The following is a 14,707-nucleotide window of genomic DNA, read 5'->3' as shown; positions in this document are numbered from 1 at the left end:
GTCCGGGTAGAGGTCACTTCGGAACAGCACTGTGACGAGTCACGCCCCCGCGCCGGGGGCGGACAATCTTCTGATCAAGTCACCGAGGTGGGCCGGGCAGGTACCGGCCGCCCACCCCGCAGACGGACAAGTCGCACTAAAGGCACACCCAAGACAGGGGGCCAAGCGTTTTGTGAGTCACGACCGCGGGGTGGAACGACCTGCACCTACTCTGCCAGCCAATCCCAGACCAGCCACCCCAATCCTCACAGCGTTTTGAACGCTGAAAACGCGCACTAATGCGACCTGGTTGGGGGGAGTCGGGGACGCAAAACGCCGGCCCTCCCACGCAAAGGGAGGACCGGCGTCGTGCTTTAAGCGTTTGGTACTTTAGGCCGAGTACGGCTTGGCGGAAACGATCTCCACCGTGATTTCCTTGCCGTTGGGGGCGGTGTAGCTCAGCTTGTCGCCTTCCTTGTGGCCGATGATGGCGGCGCCCAGCGGGGACTTCTCGCTGAAGACGTCAATATCGGAGTCGCCGGCGATTTCGCGGGAACCGAGCAGGAACCGCTCTTCGTCACCGGCGATCTTGGCGACAACCAGCATGCCGGGCTCGACGATTCCGTCGTCTGCGGGAGCCTCGCCGACCTGGGCGTCGCGCAGGAGCACCGTGAGCTGGCGGATGCGGGCTTCGATCTTGCCCTGCTCTTCCTTGGCTGCGTGGTAGCCGCCGTTTTCCTTAAGGTCGCCTTCTTGGCGTGCGGCTTCGATCTTCTGGACGATTTCCGCCCGGCCAGCGCCGGAAAGGTGGTCCAGCTCAGCCTTCAAGCGGTCGAAAGCTTCCTGGGTAAGCCAAGCTGCTGTGGCGCTGTTGGTGGTAGACACGGATTTCTCCTTTTGATCTGACAAAGCAAAGACCCCGCCGAGGTGGCCACTCGTGAAACTCAGTAACCAACTTAACGGGGTTGAAGGTTTCATCCATTGTAGTAAATCCTTTGGATGAACCCAAACTGGTTGCGTCACGGGTCACATTCTTGTTATTTACCGCTATCCACGATCCAGCAGTTGTCCACTACGCCGGAGACTGCCGGGGATTCCGTGGCCAGGACCGTCCGCTGGGCAGTGGTCCGCCCGCCGTCCGCATCCTGCTCCGGATTGTTGGGACCAATTTCAACGACCTTCCAACCCACCACGGCGAACTTGGAATCCATGGCCTTGATGGCACACTTGGCCGTTGCTGAAGGGGACTTGCTGACCTGGTAGTCCACCTCGGCCTGCGTCCCGTCCACGGTGCTGTAGCCGATGTCCTTGAACGTCACAGGGGCAGTAGCGGATCCGGTGGCCACGTAGGCGGCGAAGCCGATGCTCACAACCAGGGCGCCAATGACGATGTTTCGCTTGGCCTTCCGGCTCAGGCCGCGCTTTTGACCGCCGTAGCGATTGGCTAGGCTGTTGCTTGCCGGAAATTCGGTGGCCGATGGATCCTCAGAAGTCACCCATCCAGTTTAGTGCCGATCCCGGCACCGCCGGCACAGCCTGCATCGCAACACCATGGAAGAGGAGCCGTCCCGTGACCGCGTCCAGCACTTCGGAGCAGCTTCGGTTGCTCGCCGTCCACGCACACCCGGACGATGAGTCCAGCAAAGGTGCGGCGACCATGGCAATGTATGCCGCCAACGGCGTCGAGGTCATGGTAGCCACGTGCACGGACGGCTCACGCGGTGATATCCAGAACCCCGCCATGGAGGACGCTCCGCATCCCAAGCGGGATATGGCAGGGGCACGCCGGCTGGAAATGGCCAACGCGGCCGCCGTCCTGGGCATCCGCCAACGGTGGCTCGGTTTTGTCGACTCCGGGCTGCCCGAAGGCGATCCGCTTCCCGCGCTTCCTCCGGGATGCTTCGCGTTGCAGCCGCTGGAGCGGGCCACTGCGCCATTGGTCCGGTTGGTCCGGGACTTCAAGCCGCACGTGATCATCAGCTACGACGAGAACGGCGGGTACCCCCACCCGGACCACATCATGGCCCACAAGGTCGCAGTTGAGGCCTTCGAAGCAGCAGGCGACCCCGCCAGGTATCCAGGCATCGGCGAACCGTGGCAGCCAAGCAAGCTGTACTACGATCGCGCTTTCAGTCCCGAGCGTTTCCGCGCCCTGCACTTCGCTTTGGAAGAGGCCGGCCTGCAGTCGCCGTACGCGGAAAGGCTCGCAGCGTGGTTGGAAGCCGACGCCGAAGGCCACACTCCGCCGGCCGCGGCCCATCAGACCACCACCCAGATCGACTGCGGGGACTTCTTCGGGAAGCGGGATGAGGCACTGAAGGCCCACAAGACCCAGATCGACCCCGTGGGTTTCTTCTTCGCGGTGTCTTCGGACTTCCAACGTACGGTGTGGCCGTGGGAGGACTACACCCTCATCCAGTCAAAGGTGGAATCGGAACTGCCGGAAAAGGATCTCTTCGCGGGGATAAGATAGGGAGAGCCGGCTTTCTATCGTTTGTAGAAGTTGCCCGGACGCCCCCAGGCTTCCAGTTCCGCCCGGACCGGTATGCATCAACTCCCATAGAAGGTTTGAACGTGCACCACTTGCTCCTCGCCCTGACCGTCAGCCCGTCGCCCGATCCCACCGGCACGCTGCGCCCGGGCCTGTCCGAGGACCAGGTGACGCCGGGAACGTGGGGTTTCGTCCTCACGGCATTCATCGTCATCCTCACCACCTTCCTGATCGTGGACATGGTCCGCCGGATCCGCCGCGTGCGTTATCGGGCACAGGTCGAAGAGGCCCGCTTGGCCGCGGAGGCAGGACCTTCGAGCGACGAGAACGGCAATGACGCTCCCGGGTCACGCTGACCGCCCGGAAGCACCATGGCCCGGCGCATCCAACGCGCTGGGCACCGAACCCTCTGCCTATCTGCGCCAGCATGCCGGCAATCCGGTGTTTTGGCGTCCCTTTGGTGATGAAGCCTTCGCCTTGGCCGCTTCCCGGGATGTTCCCGTCTTCCTTTCCATCGGATATGCGGCCTGCCACTGGTGCCATGTCATGGCCCACGAGTCGTTCGAAGACCAGGAAACTGCCGACTACCTGAACGCGCACTTCGTCCCGGTCAAGGTGGACCGCGAAGAGCGTCCCGACGTCGATTCGGTGTACATGGCCGCCACCCAGGCAATCAGCGGGGAGGGCGGCTGGCCGATGTCGGTCTTCCTCACCCCGGATGGTTTGGCCTTCCATGCCGGCACATACTTCCCGCCCGTGCCGCTGCCCGGCAGGCCCTCCTTCAGGAACGTCCTGGAGGCCGTCCATGAGGCCTGGGTGGAGCGTCGCGATGCCGTCGAGCAGAACGCCAGGGGGCTCGCCGCCAGTATGCGCAGCGCCCAGCTGAGTGCTGCCGTGAGGCTGGACGGCCCGCCCGAAACGCTCGACGCCGGGCTGCTGTCCGAGGCTGTCGGCGCGTTGGCGAGGTCGGAAGACCCCGACGCCGGCGGGTTCGGCACCGCCCCCAAATTCCCGCCGTCGGCCGTCCTTGAATTCCTGATCCGCCATGCCGCGATGCCCTCGGATACCGCCGAAGCCGCCCGCGACATGGCCGGCCGGGCATTGGCCGCCATGGCGCGGTCCGCCCTGCGGGACCAGCTCGACGGCGGTTTTGCCCGGTACTCGGTGACGGCGGACTGGTCCGTGCCGCATTTTGAAAAGATGCTGTACGACAACGCCCAGCTCCTGCGCGTCTACACCCACTGGGTGCGACTGGGCGGGAACCCGGCTATTGGCGCTGCGGAGGCCGCTGAGGTTGCCACCGGCTGCGCCGACTGGATGCTCGACTCCCTGGCACTGGAAGGTGGCGCGCTGGCGTCGTCGTTGGACGCCGACACGGTGGTTGACGGCGTGCACCACGAGGGCGCGGCGTACCTGTGGACGCCGGACACCTTGAGGGAGGTCCTGGGCCCCGGGGATGCAGCCGCCGTGGGTGCCCTGATGAACGTGTCCCCTGAGGGCACGGTGTCCGGTTTGGGTTCGCCGCTGCATCCCGGACGCGCCTTCGACGAAGCGGAGCAGGCCTTGTGGGAACGCGTCCGGCCGGCACTCCTGGCAGCACGGAATCAGCGGAATCAGCCCGCCCGCGACAACAAGGTGGTGGCAGGCTGGAATGGCTTGGCTGTAGCGGCCCTGGCGGAAGCCGGCGCGGTGATGGGCAGGACGGACTACGTGGACGCGGCAGAAAACATCGCCTCGTATCTGGAGCGCGTGCACTGGAACGCTCCGGACCGGCTCCTCACCAGGGTTTCGCATGAATCCGTGGTCCGGGGGATCGGCGGTTTGCTGGAGGACTACGCCTTCTGCGCCGAGGGACTCTTCGCCCTCTACGCAGTCACGGGAAGGACGCGGTGGTACGCGCTCGCCGAAAGCCTGGTGCTGGCAGCGGCAGACCGCTTTGAGGAGGACGGGAAGCTGGCTGATTCGGCAGGGGAGTCCGCCCAGGTCTTCAACGCCCAAGGGCAGCAAACGTCCTTGGACCCGTTCGACAACGCCGCCCCAAGCGGAGCTTCGGCCTTTGCAGGGGCGCTGCTGAGCTACGCCGCGTACTCCGGCTCCCATGCCCACCGGCTGATGGCAGGCAACATCCTCGGGTTGCTCCCACCGCTGGCCGTTCGTGCACCCCGCGTGGCAGGGTGGCTCCTGGCCACGGCGCAAGCCGCACTTGCCGGGCCGGTGGAAGCCGCCGTCGTTGGTCCTGCTTTACCGGCACGGGCGGAACTGCACGCCTCGCTGCTGGGCTCGCCAAGCCCGGGCTTGGTGGTGGCGCTGCAGTCCGATGACGACGGCGGGTCCCCGGCTGCCGGCGTCGAGGTGCCTTTGTTGCAGCACCGTTCAGGGGCTGCAGACGGCTCTCCCCGGGTGTATCTCTGCCGGGACATGGTGTGTGAGCGCCCCCTGCAAACGGCGGCTGAGGTGAAGGTCCGGCTGGCGGCGATGACTAGCTGAGCACGGCAATCATGATCGCGATGAAGTGGGAGGCGAAGCCAAACACCGTGAAGGCGTGGAACAGCTCGTGGAAACCGAAGTGGGTGGCACTGAAATTGGGCTTCTTGAGGCCGTAGAAGACTGCTCCGGCGATGTAGAAAGCCCCGCCCACGCAAATCAGAATCGCTGCTGCGGCATTCGCGGTGAAGAACTGCGGAAGGTAGAACAAGGCCCCGCAGCCGAGTGCAATGTAGACAGGGACGTAAAGCCACCTCGGGGCATGGGTCCAGATGACCCGGAAGAGGACGCCTGCGATGGCGGCGGACCAGATGATCCACAGGAGCGTTACGGCTTGGGAGCGTTCCAGCAGGGACCAGGCGAGCGGCGTGTAGCTGCCGGCAATCACCAGCATGATGTTGGTGTGGTCCAGCCTTTTGAGGACCATCCTGGCAGTCGGGGCCCAGTTGCCGCGGTGGTAGACCGCGCTCACGCCGAACAGGAGGACCCCCGTCAGGGCGTAGATCCCGGAGGTGATTTTGCGGTCCACGGTAGGGGCCAGTACCACCAAAACGATTCCCGCGGCCAAGGCAAAAGGCGTGGCTACGGCGTGGATCCAACCGCGCCACAGCGGCTTGTCATTGAGCAGTTCGACCATCCTTCCAGCATAACTTACGCTTCGGTAAGTTACTGGCTGGTAACCCCTCCTTGGCTTCACTCCGGAGTGCTGGCTGCACTGGCCGGGCTGTCCGGGCAGGTAGCCTTGACTGTGCGCGGTTGATCGAAAACAGGCGGTTGATCGAAACAGGCGGTTGATCGAAAACAGCAAGGAAGTCAGGTGAGAGTCCGGTGGAACTACCCGGTTTCCTCTATGGCTTCTATGAACGCCGCCTCCTCAAATCCCTGGACCATGAAAGAATTCCGCGTCACATAGGCGTCATGGTCGACGGCAACCGCAGATGGGCCAGGCAATTCAACGCCCCAACAAGCCAGGGCCACCAAGCGGGCGCGGACAAAATCCACGAGTTCCTTGGCTGGTGCCAGGAACTCGGAGTCAAGGTAGTCACCCTCTACATGCTGTCCACCGACAACATGAACCGCTCGGGGGAGGAACTCGACCTCCTGATGGGCATCATCGCCAACACCATGGACCGGCTGGATGAAAACGCCGACATCTCCGTCCATGCCATGGGCGCACCGGAGCTCCTGCCCGATTACCTCGCTGAACGCCTCAACAAGCTGACAGCCAGGACGCCTGTCCACGAGAAGATCCACGTCAACGTCGCTGTGGGCTACGGGGGCCGCCGTGAAATCGTCGACGCCGTCCGCGAACTTTTGCACGACGCCGTCGCCAAGGGCCGGAACATGGCCGACGTGGCGGACGAGCTGTCGGTGGACGACATCTCCCGCTTCCTTTACACCCGTGGCCAGCCGGACCCGGACCTGGTCATCCGGACCTCGGGCGAACAGCGGCTCTCCGGCTTCCTGATGTGGCAGAGCGCCTACAGCGAGTTCTACTTCTGTGAAGCCCTGTGGCCTGCCTTCCGCAAGGTCGACTTCCTGCGCGCCCTCCGCGATTACGCAGGCCGCCAGCGGCGCTTCGGTTCCTAGCACCACACTGCAGGCTTGGTCCTCGGTAGCCGGGACATCCGGTTTACGAAAAATTCATCCTCCCGACCCGCGACTTGCCGGGGGAGGACCACGGAAATGATTGTGGGCGGGATTACGTTATTCCCATCAGCAGGCAAAACCGCCCGCTGATCGGGGAGGCCAGTAGATGGAGCGGAACATCGCACCAGTTACAGGGGAGGCCACGCCCGGCCTTCCGGCCGAGCCGCTTTCACCATAAGGCCGGGCAAACGCCCGGGGCTGGAGTCGATGTGGCTATTTCAGAGCAACTGCCCGCAATGGTTTCCGACGGGGAAAGTGCAGCTACCTCCCGCGCCAAGCGCGCCACCAAAGGGACAATAAGCGCCGCGTCACCCACTGGCCACAGCTACGTCATCGACACTTCCGTGCTTCTCTCCGATCCGCACGCCCTGCTGCGCTTCGCCGAGCACGAGGTGATCGTTCCGATCGTGGTCATCAGCGAGTTGGAAGGCAAACGCCACGATCCCGAGCTGGGGTACTTTGCCCGTAAGGCATTGAGGCTCCTCGATGACCTCCGGATCGAACACGGCGGTTTGGACCACGCCATCCCCATAGGCTCGGAGGGCGGGATGCTGCGCGTCGAACTCAACCACATCTCCCCGGAGGTGCTCCCCGCGGGCTTCCGCGGCGGCGACAACGACAGCCGGATCCTGGCCGTGGCCAAGAACCTGGCCAATGAAGGACGCAACGTCACGGTGGTTTCCAAAGACCTGCCGATGCGGGTCAAGGCATCAGCCATGGGCCTCCAGGCTGACGAGTACCGCAACGAACTGGTCAAGGACTCAGGCTGGACCGGCATGGCCGAGATCGAGGCCAACGAGCAGGAGATCAGCACCCTCTACGGCCACGAACCCGTCTTCATCCCGGCGGCTGCGGAATTGCCCGTCAACACCGGGCTGGTGCTCCTCTCCAACCGTGGCTCGGCCCTCGGCAGGGTTGGCCACGACAAGCAGGTGCGGCTCGTCAAGGGCGATCGCGACGTCTTCGGATTGCACGGCCGCTCCGCCGAACAGCGGCTCGCCATCGACCTCCTCATGGACCCCTCCGTCGGCATCGTATCGATCGGCGGACGCGCCGGCACGGGCAAGTCCGCTTTGGCACTGTGTGCCGGCCTGGAAGCAGTCCTGGAACGCCGTGAGCACCGCAAGGTCGTCGTCTTCCGCCCGCTCTACGCGGTGGGCGGCCAGGAGCTGGGCTACCTCCCCGGGTCCGAGTCGGAAAAGATGAACCCGTGGGCCCAGGCCGTGTTCGACACCCTCGGCGCCTTGGTCAGCGAAGAGGTCGTCGAAGAAGTCATGGACCGCGGGATGCTCGAGGTACTTCCCCTCACGCACATCCGTGGCCGCTCGCTGCACGACGCGTTCGTGATCGTGGATGAGGCTCAGTCCTTGGAGAAGAACGTGCTCCTGACGGTCATGAGCCGCATAGGGCAGAACTCCAAGATTGTCCTCACGCACGACGTTGCCCAGCGCGACAACCTCCGCGTCGGGAGGCACGACGGCGTGGCCGCCGTCGTCGAAACGTTCAAGGGCCATCCGCTGTTCGGCCACATCACCCTCACCCGCTCCGAGCGTTCACCGATCGCGGCGCTCGTAACGGACTTGCTCGAAGGGGCAGAAATCTAGGGTGTCTGCCGCAACGGTTAGGTCCGCGCGACAGCGGCCTCCCGCCGTCGCTTAGACACAACGCATAAGGCCCCCTTCGGTCGCTAAGCGACCTTAGGGGGCCGATGCGTCGCGATGCGCTCCTTTCCGGGAGCCCGCCGTCGCGCTCGGGCTCGCCGTCAGAGGCCCAAGTAGGTTTTCAGCCCTTCGTGGCCTTGGACTTTGAGGGGCCAGTCGGGGCGTTTGAAGGTGGGTGGGGTGAGGCGGACCCTTTGGACTTCCTCTACCTCGGTGCCCCAGGAGTCCCGGAAGAGACCGTTGGGTTCGTAGCCGAGACTGGTGGAGACGCCCAGGGACTGTTTGTTCCAGGCGGCAGCTTCGGATTCGGCGACGTCGGCGCCCAGGTAATCGAACGCGAAGCTCACGACGGCGGCGCGCATCTCCCTGCCGATGCCGCGGCCCTGAGCCGCTTGCTTGAGCCAGGACCCGGTGCTGACCGTTTTGAGGACGGCGAAGTTCCTGGCCCCAAGGTCCTGGACGCCGAGGAGTTCACCGTCCTGCCAAACGCCCAGCAGGAGCGTCCATGATTCGCGGGTGAAGCCGGCACGGCAGCGCCAGTACCACTGGGCCATGTTCGGTGCCAGCTCGTCCTCCGGTAGCTCCGCCCACGGGGTGCTGAACGGGCTCTTGCCCGGCTGGTGGACGCCGGAACGGGCGGCCGCGACGGCAGCCGGGATGTCGGCGTCGAGAATTGGCCGCAAAGTCAGCCGCGGCGTGGCCAGGGTAAGGGCGAAAGGGGGCCAGATGTCTGCCAACGAGGTCATCGCCGTAGTCTAGCCAAGCTTCCCGTTCGGCGTGGTCAGGCTGCAGGGCCGATGTCCCAAGGGATGTGCCGGCGGACGTCTGTGAGGTTCATGGACTCGGCCAGGAAAAGGTCGTCCAGCATGTACTCGTCAACGCCCAGGATCTTGAGCCAATGACCTTTTCCGGACGAATCGCCGTCGAGCGACCGGCTCGCGACGCAAACGCCCGTCTGGATATCGATGCGGATGAGCGTGCGGCCCGGATGCGCCAAAGGCTGGTCCGGGTCCAAGGGGCGGTATGTCCGGCCGCGGGTGACAATGGCCTCCAAAGCCGGGCGGCCCTCATGGTCCACCTCGCGCGGCTCCGGAAAGGAGACCGGGTTGGACTCGGGAAACTCCAGGGGCACGGGGGCATTGCCCGCCAACTCCACGGGGTCCAGCGCCGCCGCCAGCCTGCCGTTGCCGAACGACGGTTCACCGTAGGCCGCTTCCGGCCGCCGCTGCACCAGGCCGGCGTCGTCATAGACAGGGGTCACCAGATGCGGAGGCAGGAGCCATGAACGGCGTGTGGAGCTGACGTAGAACTCATCCTTGGAGTCGTTGATGCCGGTGGTGCTGTAGAGCAGCTTGCCGGCGGGGCTCTCCAGCCTCAGGGCCCCCGGACGCCTCAACCAGGCACGGACCATGGCAGCGCCCGTTCCCGGCAGTTCGAGGTATTCGAAACGCAGGCTTGTCCATCTCCACGGTGAAGAGCGGCACAGGTTCCGGAACCCCATATCCACAGTGTACCCAGTGGTGCAATCCGGTCCCGGGCCCAATCCGCGGTAGCATCCGATGGTGATTCGACGACTTGCCGAGCTCTGGACCGCCAGCCCTTTTGGATTCTGGCTGGTGCTGCTGGCATGCCTGTTCTTCCTGGTCATGGCAGCGCGGCTGACAGTGATCGATATCCGAAGCCACCTTCTGCCCAACCGCATCGTCTTTCCCTCCTACGCAGTGGCAGGGGTTCTGCTTCCGGGCGCTGCGGTAGTCGCCGCCATAGGGGGTGCGGACAGGGACCTCGGCGCACCCCTCTTCGGCGTGCCGGGCCTCAATGTCCTTGCCGGAGGTGCGGCTCTGTGGCTGTTCTACTTCCTGCTGCGCACCGTCTACCCGCCGGGCATGGGGTTCGGGGACGTCAAGCTGGCAGGGGTGCTCGGCCTGTACCTGGGGTACCTGGGATGGGGGCACGTCTTCGCGGGCACGTTCGCGGCGTTCCTCCTGGGCGGACTGTGGGGAGTGGTAGTCCTGGTGGCGCGCCGGGCCAATCTTGGCTCCGCTATTCCGTTCGGTCCGTTCATGCTGGCCGGCGCGGCCGCCGTCATGGTGGTTTTGCCGGCTTGATCCCGCAGAGCTTGAGCCCACAGAGTACGACGACGGCCGGTTACCTTCCGTGCGGAAGGCAACCGGCCGTCGTCGTACTCACTCATGCCTCGCCGGAGGCGGCGGGGACTATGCCTTGTGCGCCGGGGCGGTCATGGTGGTGACATCCAGGGCGTTGTCCAGGTCCGCCTCGGAGACCTTGCCTTCGCCCTCACCCACGAAGCCAAGCTGTTCCGTGGCCTGGCGGACGGTCAAGCCGTCCTTGACGGCGAGCTTGGCGATCTTCGCGGCGTTCTCGTAACCAATGTACTTGTTCAGCGGGGTCACGATCGAGGGGGAGGCCTCGGCCAGGAAGCGTGCGCGCTCGACGTTGGCGGTGATGCCGTCGATCATCTTGTCGGCCATGACGCGGCTGGTGTTGGCCAGCAGGCGGATGGACTCAAGCAGGTTGGCGGCCATGACGGGGATGCCGACGTTGAGCTCGAAAGCGCCGTTGGTGCCGGACCATGCAATGGCGGTGTCGTTGCCGATGACCTGGGCGCACACCATGATGGACGCCTCGCAGATGACCGGGTTGACCTTGCCCGGCATGATCGAGGAGCCCGGCTGCAGGTCCGGAATCGCGATTTCGCCGAGGCCGGTGTTGGGGCCGGATCCCATCCAGCGGAGGTCATTGTTGATCTTCATGAAGGAGATCGCAATGTTGCGCAGCTGGCTGGAGCCCTCGATGAGGCCGTCGCGGTTGGCCTGGGCTTCGAAGTGGTCGCGTGCCTCGGTGAGGGGCAGGCCCGTGTCGGCTGCGAGGAGTTCAATGACGCGTTCCGGGAAGCCAGCCGGAGTGTTGATGCCGGTGCCCACGGCCGTGCCGCCCAGGGGAACCTCGGCAACGCGGGGGAGTGCGGCGTTGATGCGCTCAATGCCGTAGCGGACCTGGGCAGCGTAGCCGCCGAACTCCTGGCCGAGCGTGACCGGGGTGGCGTCCATGAGGTGCGTACGGCCGGACTTGACGACGTCCTTGAATTCAGCGGCCTTGCGCTCAAGCGATGCTGCCAGGTACTCCAACGCCGGGATCAGGTCGTTCATCAGGGCGGAGGTGGCGGCAACGTGCACGGAGGTCGGGAAGACGTCGTTGGAGGACTGGGAAGCATTGACGTGGTCGTTGGGGTGGACCACCTTGTCGCTGCCGGCAGCGGAGAGAGCACGCGAAGCGAGTTCGGCGATGACCTCGTTGGTGTTCATGTTGGACGACGTGCCCGAACCGGTCTGGAAAACATCGATCGGGAAGTCGCCGTCGTACTTGCCGGTGGCAACCTCATCGGCTGCAGCAGCGATGGCCTCGGCGAGCTCGCCATCGAGCACCCCCAGTTCGGCGTTCGCGAGTGCAGCAGCCTTCTTGACGCGGGCAAGGGCCTCAATGTGCGCACGTTCCAGGGTCTTGCCGGAAATCGGGAAGTTCTCCACGGCGCGCTGCGTCTGGGCGCGGTACAGGGCGTTCACGGGGACGCGAACTTCGCCCATGGTGTCATGTTCAATACGGAACTCAGTGGTGGAAGTCATGGGGCTAGCTTAGGGCGACTTCAGGCTCCATCGAAAACCAGGAGGTCAGTGCTACGTGCCCCGGCTGGAAGGCCGGGGCACCAGCCCTTAAACGTCGCCGATCGCGGAAACAAGGGCCGCCTGGCCCTCGCCGAGCTTGTAGGAAAGGCCGATGACGGCAACGCGGCCTTCTTCAATGGCGTCGGAAATCACACGGGAGCTGTCCGCGAGGCGCTGCGCGGTCTGCTTGACGTGCTCCACCACCATGTCGTTGACCTCTTCCTGGCCATTGCGCTTGGCCGTGAGCACCGACGGGGTAATGCGTTCGACGAGGTCCCTGATGAAGCCCGGGGGCATCTCACCGGTTTCCACGGCGCCCTTGGTGGCGGTGACTGCCCCGCAGCTGTCGTGGCCCAGGATGGCGATCAGCGGAACTTTGAGTTCGCTGATGCTGTACTCGAGCGAACCCAGAACCGCGTCATCGATCACCTGGCCTGCTGTCCGCACCACGAAGGCGTCGCCCAGTCCGAGGTCGAAGATGATCTCTGCCGCGAGGCGCGAATCCGCGCAGCCAAAGATGACCGCGAAAGGATTCTGGCCCTCAAGAAGCGACGAACGACGGGCCGCATCCTGGTTGGGGTGGCGCGATTCGCCGGAAACAAAGCGTTCATTACCCTCGCGCAGCCGGCGCCAGGCAAGGGCTGGAGTCAAATAAGTAGGCACCTTATTACTTTACGGCGCCCGACCCTTAGGTCACGAAGTGTTGCGTCCGGCGTCAGGGAGCCGGAGTCGTGGCCGGCGCACCGGCCGCAGGAGCCTCGTCTGCAGACTTCACGACGGCGGCAGCCAGGGCCGCGAATTCCTCAAGGTTCGCTGTGCCGCTGAGGATGATGGTGGTGCCTTTGTACTCGAGGGTCATGCTGCGCTTTTCCTTGCCGGAATCGCGAAGCTCCCAGTCTTGTCCGCCGGCGTTCCGGGTACCCGTCACGGGCAGGTTGCCGGTCTGCTGGAGGACCCAGGTGGGGTTCGCTTCCCGGGTCTGGGTCAGGCCGATGAAGGCTTCCTTCGGCGTCAGGTAGCCGACTTCCCACGTGGGGACGCCTGTGCCCGTGCCGCTTTCCCAACGGGCGTAGTTGGGCCGGAATGTGTCACCGGTATCCGGAGTTACGGGTGTGAATCCGGCCACATCCGCAGCGTTCCGGGCGATCGCAGGGACGTCGACGGCGGGCCGGAAGTTCTCGCCCTTGGGGGCCGGATTCATCAAGACCACAGGAAGGAATGCGAGGACGCAGAGGACCAAGGCAATAACCATGCCGACGACCGAAGCATTGGCGCGTTTTGCCGCCTTCGCCGCAATGACGGGTTTGTACGGGGCTTCCGAGGCGTCCGGGGCGTTGGTCGAATCGGGCTCCGGGGCGGTCCGGTCATTGCCGGCGGCGGGCTTGTCCTGCGTTTCACTCACACTTCCATAGTCCCTTATCGCCGCACCTAACACACAACCGGGAACCTCACCGCGGGTATTGCGGGCGGTGGTCATTCAGAGGCTCCAAGCCGCTCCGGCGACTATGATCGTTGGTAGGGACCCCGGGTTAGCCCCAGTGCAACCGTGTCCGGCCCCGTGAATCGTCACTCGAAGAAGAGGTTCAAGTGTCTCCTGCACCAATGACCCAGCAGTATTCCACGATTTCGCCGTCGCTCGCCGTCGGCACCGACGAACCCGACCGCAACCTCGCGCTGGAACTCGTCCGTGTCACCGAGGCCGCGGCTATTGCCGGTGGCCACTGGGTTGGTTTCGGCGACAAGAACAAGGCAGACGGCGCCGCCGTGGATGCCATGCGTTCGTTCCTTCACACCGTCCACTTCAACGGCGTCGTGGTGATTGGTGAAGGCGAAAAAGACGAAGCCCCCATGCTGTTCAACGGTGAGCAGGTTGGCGACGGCACCGGCCCCGAATGCGACGTCGCCGTCGACCCCATCGACGGAACCCGCCTGACCGCCCTTGGCATCAACAACGCCCTTGCAGTCCTGGCGGTTGCCGAGCGCGGATCGATGTTCGACCCCTCGGCCGTCTTCTACATGGAGAAGCTCGTCACAGGCCCCGAAGCCGCCGACATGGTGGACCTCCGCCTCCCGGTCAAGCAGAACCTGCACCTCATTGCCAAGGCAAAGGGCGTCAAGGTCAACCAGCTCAACGTCATGATCCTTGACCGCGACCGCCACCGCCCGCTCGTGGAGGAAATCCGCGAAGCAGGTGCGCGCACCAAGTTCATCATGGACGGCGACGTAGCCGGCGCCATTGCCGCGGCCCGTACCGGCACCGGCGTCGACGCCCTCATGGGCATCGGCGGCACCCCCGAAGGCATCGTTGCAGCCTGCGCCATCAAGTCCTTGGGCGGCGTGATCCAGGGCCGTCTCTGGCCCACCTCCGATGACGAGAAGCAGAAGGCCATCGACGCCGGCCACGACCTCGACCGCGTGCTGTCCACCAACGACCTCGTCACCTCGGACAACTGCTACTTCGCAGCGACCGGCATCACCGACGGCGACCTCCTGCGCGGCGTCCGCTACACCAAGGACCGCGTGGTCACCCAGTCGATCGTCATGCGCTCCAAGTCCGGAACCGTGCGCTTCGTGGACGCAGAGCACCTGGCGTCCAAGTGGGAGACGTACGCGCGCAAGGCCTAGTACCCCCGGCTCATCGCGCCCTGGGCGCGAAAGGCGCCCCATCGCTCTGCGGCTATCTCCTCGTTCCTCGTCGATTTGATGCCGCTGACGCGATGGGGCGCCTTTCGCTATCCCGGTGCGTTTGGTGCCGCGCT

Annotated in this window: 15 protein-coding genes; 7 read left to right on the top strand and 8 right to left on the bottom strand. The window is 64.7% G+C overall.

Going from position 1 to position 14,707, the window contains the following annotated elements; translation table 11 throughout:
- Nucleotides 1–369 precede the first annotated feature (369 nt).
- Nucleotides 370–864: a transcription elongation factor GreA gene (greA, locus tag HMI59_RS15215; RefSeq protein WP_021471507.1), complete on the bottom strand. Its 495-nt coding sequence runs from the start codon at nt 862–864 to the stop codon at nt 370–372.
- A gap of 152 nt (nt 865–1,016) precedes the next feature.
- The gene (locus HMI59_RS15210) at nt 1,017–1,475 is read right to left on the bottom strand and encodes a DUF4307 domain-containing protein (protein ID WP_193591761.1); all 459 of its coding nucleotides are present in this window, start codon (nt 1,473–1,475) and stop codon (nt 1,017–1,019) included.
- Nucleotides 1,476–1,549: 74 nt separating this feature from the next.
- On the opposite strand from HMI59_RS15210, the gene mca reads away from it, so the two are divergent.
- The 3 genes from mca (at nt 1,550) to HMI59_RS15195 (ending at nt 4,957) form a co-directional block, all read left to right on the top strand.
- Nucleotides 1,550–2,452: a mycothiol conjugate amidase Mca gene (gene mca, locus HMI59_RS15205; protein WP_062095700.1), complete on the top strand. Its 903-nt coding sequence runs from the start codon at nt 1,550–1,552 to the stop codon at nt 2,450–2,452.
- A gap of 101 nt (nt 2,453–2,553) precedes the next feature.
- Nucleotides 2,554–2,826, top strand: coding sequence for a hypothetical protein (locus HMI59_RS15200; RefSeq protein ID WP_021471504.1), 273 nt, complete (start codon nt 2,554–2,556; stop codon nt 2,824–2,826).
- Complete coding sequence (locus HMI59_RS15195) at nt 2,804–4,957, top strand: thioredoxin domain-containing protein (RefSeq protein ID WP_193591760.1); 2,154 nt, start codon at nt 2,804–2,806, stop codon at nt 4,955–4,957. The genes HMI59_RS15200 and HMI59_RS15195 overlap by 23 nt, the downstream gene beginning before the upstream one ends.
- Here HMI59_RS15195 and HMI59_RS15190 read toward each other — a convergent pair.
- Nucleotides 4,950–5,591: a hemolysin III family protein gene (locus HMI59_RS15190; protein ID WP_021471502.1), complete on the bottom strand. Its 642-nt coding sequence runs from the start codon at nt 5,589–5,591 to the stop codon at nt 4,950–4,952. The two genes, HMI59_RS15195 and HMI59_RS15190, sit on opposite strands and share 8 nt — an antisense overlap.
- 191 nt (nt 5,592–5,782) lie before the next feature.
- On the opposite strand from HMI59_RS15190, the gene HMI59_RS15185 reads away from it, so the two are divergent.
- Entirely contained in the window at nt 5,783–6,544 is a 762-nt protein-coding gene (locus tag HMI59_RS15185) for an isoprenyl transferase (protein WP_021471501.1), read from the top strand.
- A 74-nt stretch (nt 6,545–6,618) separates the two neighbouring features.
- Nucleotides 6,619–8,208 (top strand): PhoH family protein, encoded by a 1,590-nt coding sequence (locus tag HMI59_RS15180; protein WP_370583507.1) that lies wholly within the window; start codon nt 6,619–6,621, stop codon nt 8,206–8,208.
- Nucleotides 8,209–8,366: 158 nt separating this feature from the next.
- Here HMI59_RS15180 and HMI59_RS15175 read toward each other — a convergent pair whose 3' ends face one another.
- Nucleotides 8,367–9,011: a GNAT family N-acetyltransferase gene (locus HMI59_RS15175; protein ID WP_166185157.1), complete on the bottom strand. Its 645-nt coding sequence runs from the start codon at nt 9,009–9,011 to the stop codon at nt 8,367–8,369.
- Between the two features lie 35 nt (nt 9,012–9,046).
- Complete coding sequence (locus HMI59_RS15170) at nt 9,047–9,766, bottom strand: hypothetical protein (protein ID WP_021471498.1); 720 nt, start codon at nt 9,764–9,766, stop codon at nt 9,047–9,049.
- A 61-nt stretch (nt 9,767–9,827) separates the two neighbouring features.
- Here HMI59_RS15170 and HMI59_RS15165 point away from each other — a divergent pair, with 61 nt between their 5' ends.
- A complete protein-coding gene (locus HMI59_RS15165) occupies nt 9,828–10,373 on the top strand; it encodes an A24 family peptidase (RefSeq protein ID WP_193593781.1) in 546 nt (181 codons plus the stop codon).
- A gap of 108 nt (nt 10,374–10,481) precedes the next feature.
- Here HMI59_RS15165 and HMI59_RS15160 read toward each other — a convergent pair whose 3' ends face one another.
- The 3 genes from HMI59_RS15160 to HMI59_RS15150 form a co-directional block, all read right to left on the bottom strand.
- Nucleotides 10,482–11,909 (bottom strand): class II fumarate hydratase, encoded by a 1,428-nt coding sequence (locus HMI59_RS15160; protein WP_193591758.1) that lies wholly within the window; start codon nt 11,907–11,909, stop codon nt 10,482–10,484.
- A gap of 87 nt (nt 11,910–11,996) precedes the next feature.
- Nucleotides 11,997–12,611: a carbonic anhydrase gene (locus HMI59_RS15155; protein WP_031216233.1), complete on the bottom strand. Its 615-nt coding sequence runs from the start codon at nt 12,609–12,611 to the stop codon at nt 11,997–11,999.
- A gap of 52 nt (nt 12,612–12,663) precedes the next feature.
- Nucleotides 12,664–13,350, bottom strand: a complete 687-nt coding sequence (locus tag HMI59_RS15150) for a DUF4245 domain-containing protein (RefSeq protein WP_227471405.1) — start codon at nt 13,348–13,350, stop codon at nt 12,664–12,666.
- A gap of 200 nt (nt 13,351–13,550) precedes the next feature.
- On the opposite strand from HMI59_RS15150, the gene glpX reads away from it, so the two are divergent.
- Nucleotides 13,551–14,573, top strand: a complete 1,023-nt coding sequence (gene glpX / locus HMI59_RS15145; RefSeq protein WP_021471493.1) for a class II fructose-bisphosphatase — start codon at nt 13,551–13,553, stop codon at nt 14,571–14,573.
- Nucleotides 14,574–14,707 lie beyond the last annotated feature (134 nt).

The sequence above is a fragment of the Paenarthrobacter sp. YJN-5 genome, assembly GCF_015040095.1.
Lineage (GTDB): Bacteria > Actinomycetota > Actinomycetes > Actinomycetales > Micrococcaceae > Arthrobacter > Arthrobacter ureafaciens.
Note: the sequence above shows the minus strand (reverse complement) of the source record. Positions and strands in the feature narration are given on the sequence as shown.

Bases quoted from the DNA above. Each gene is read 5' to 3' on its own strand.
- HMI59_RS15190 (WP_021471502.1), bottom strand. From the start codon at position 5,591: ATGGTCGAACTGCTCAATGACAAGCCGCTGTGGCGCGGTTGGATCCAC.
- HMI59_RS15175 (WP_166185157.1), bottom strand. From the start codon at position 9,011: ATGACCTCGTTGGCAGACATCTGGCCCCCTTTCGCCCTTACCCTGGCC.
- glpX (WP_021471493.1), top strand. From the start codon at position 13,551: ATGACCCAGCAGTATTCCACGATTTCGCCGTCGCTCGCCGTCGGCACC.
- HMI59_RS15170 (WP_021471498.1), bottom strand. From the start codon at position 9,766: ATGGGGTTCCGGAACCTGTGCCGCTCTTCACCGTGGAGATGGACAAGC.
- HMI59_RS15195 (WP_193591760.1), top strand. From the start codon at position 2,804: ATGACGCTCCCGGGTCACGCTGACCGCCCGGAAGCACCATGGCCCGGC.
- HMI59_RS15160 (WP_193591758.1), bottom strand. From the start codon at position 11,909: ATGACTTCCACCACTGAGTTCCGTATTGAACATGACACCATGGGCGAA.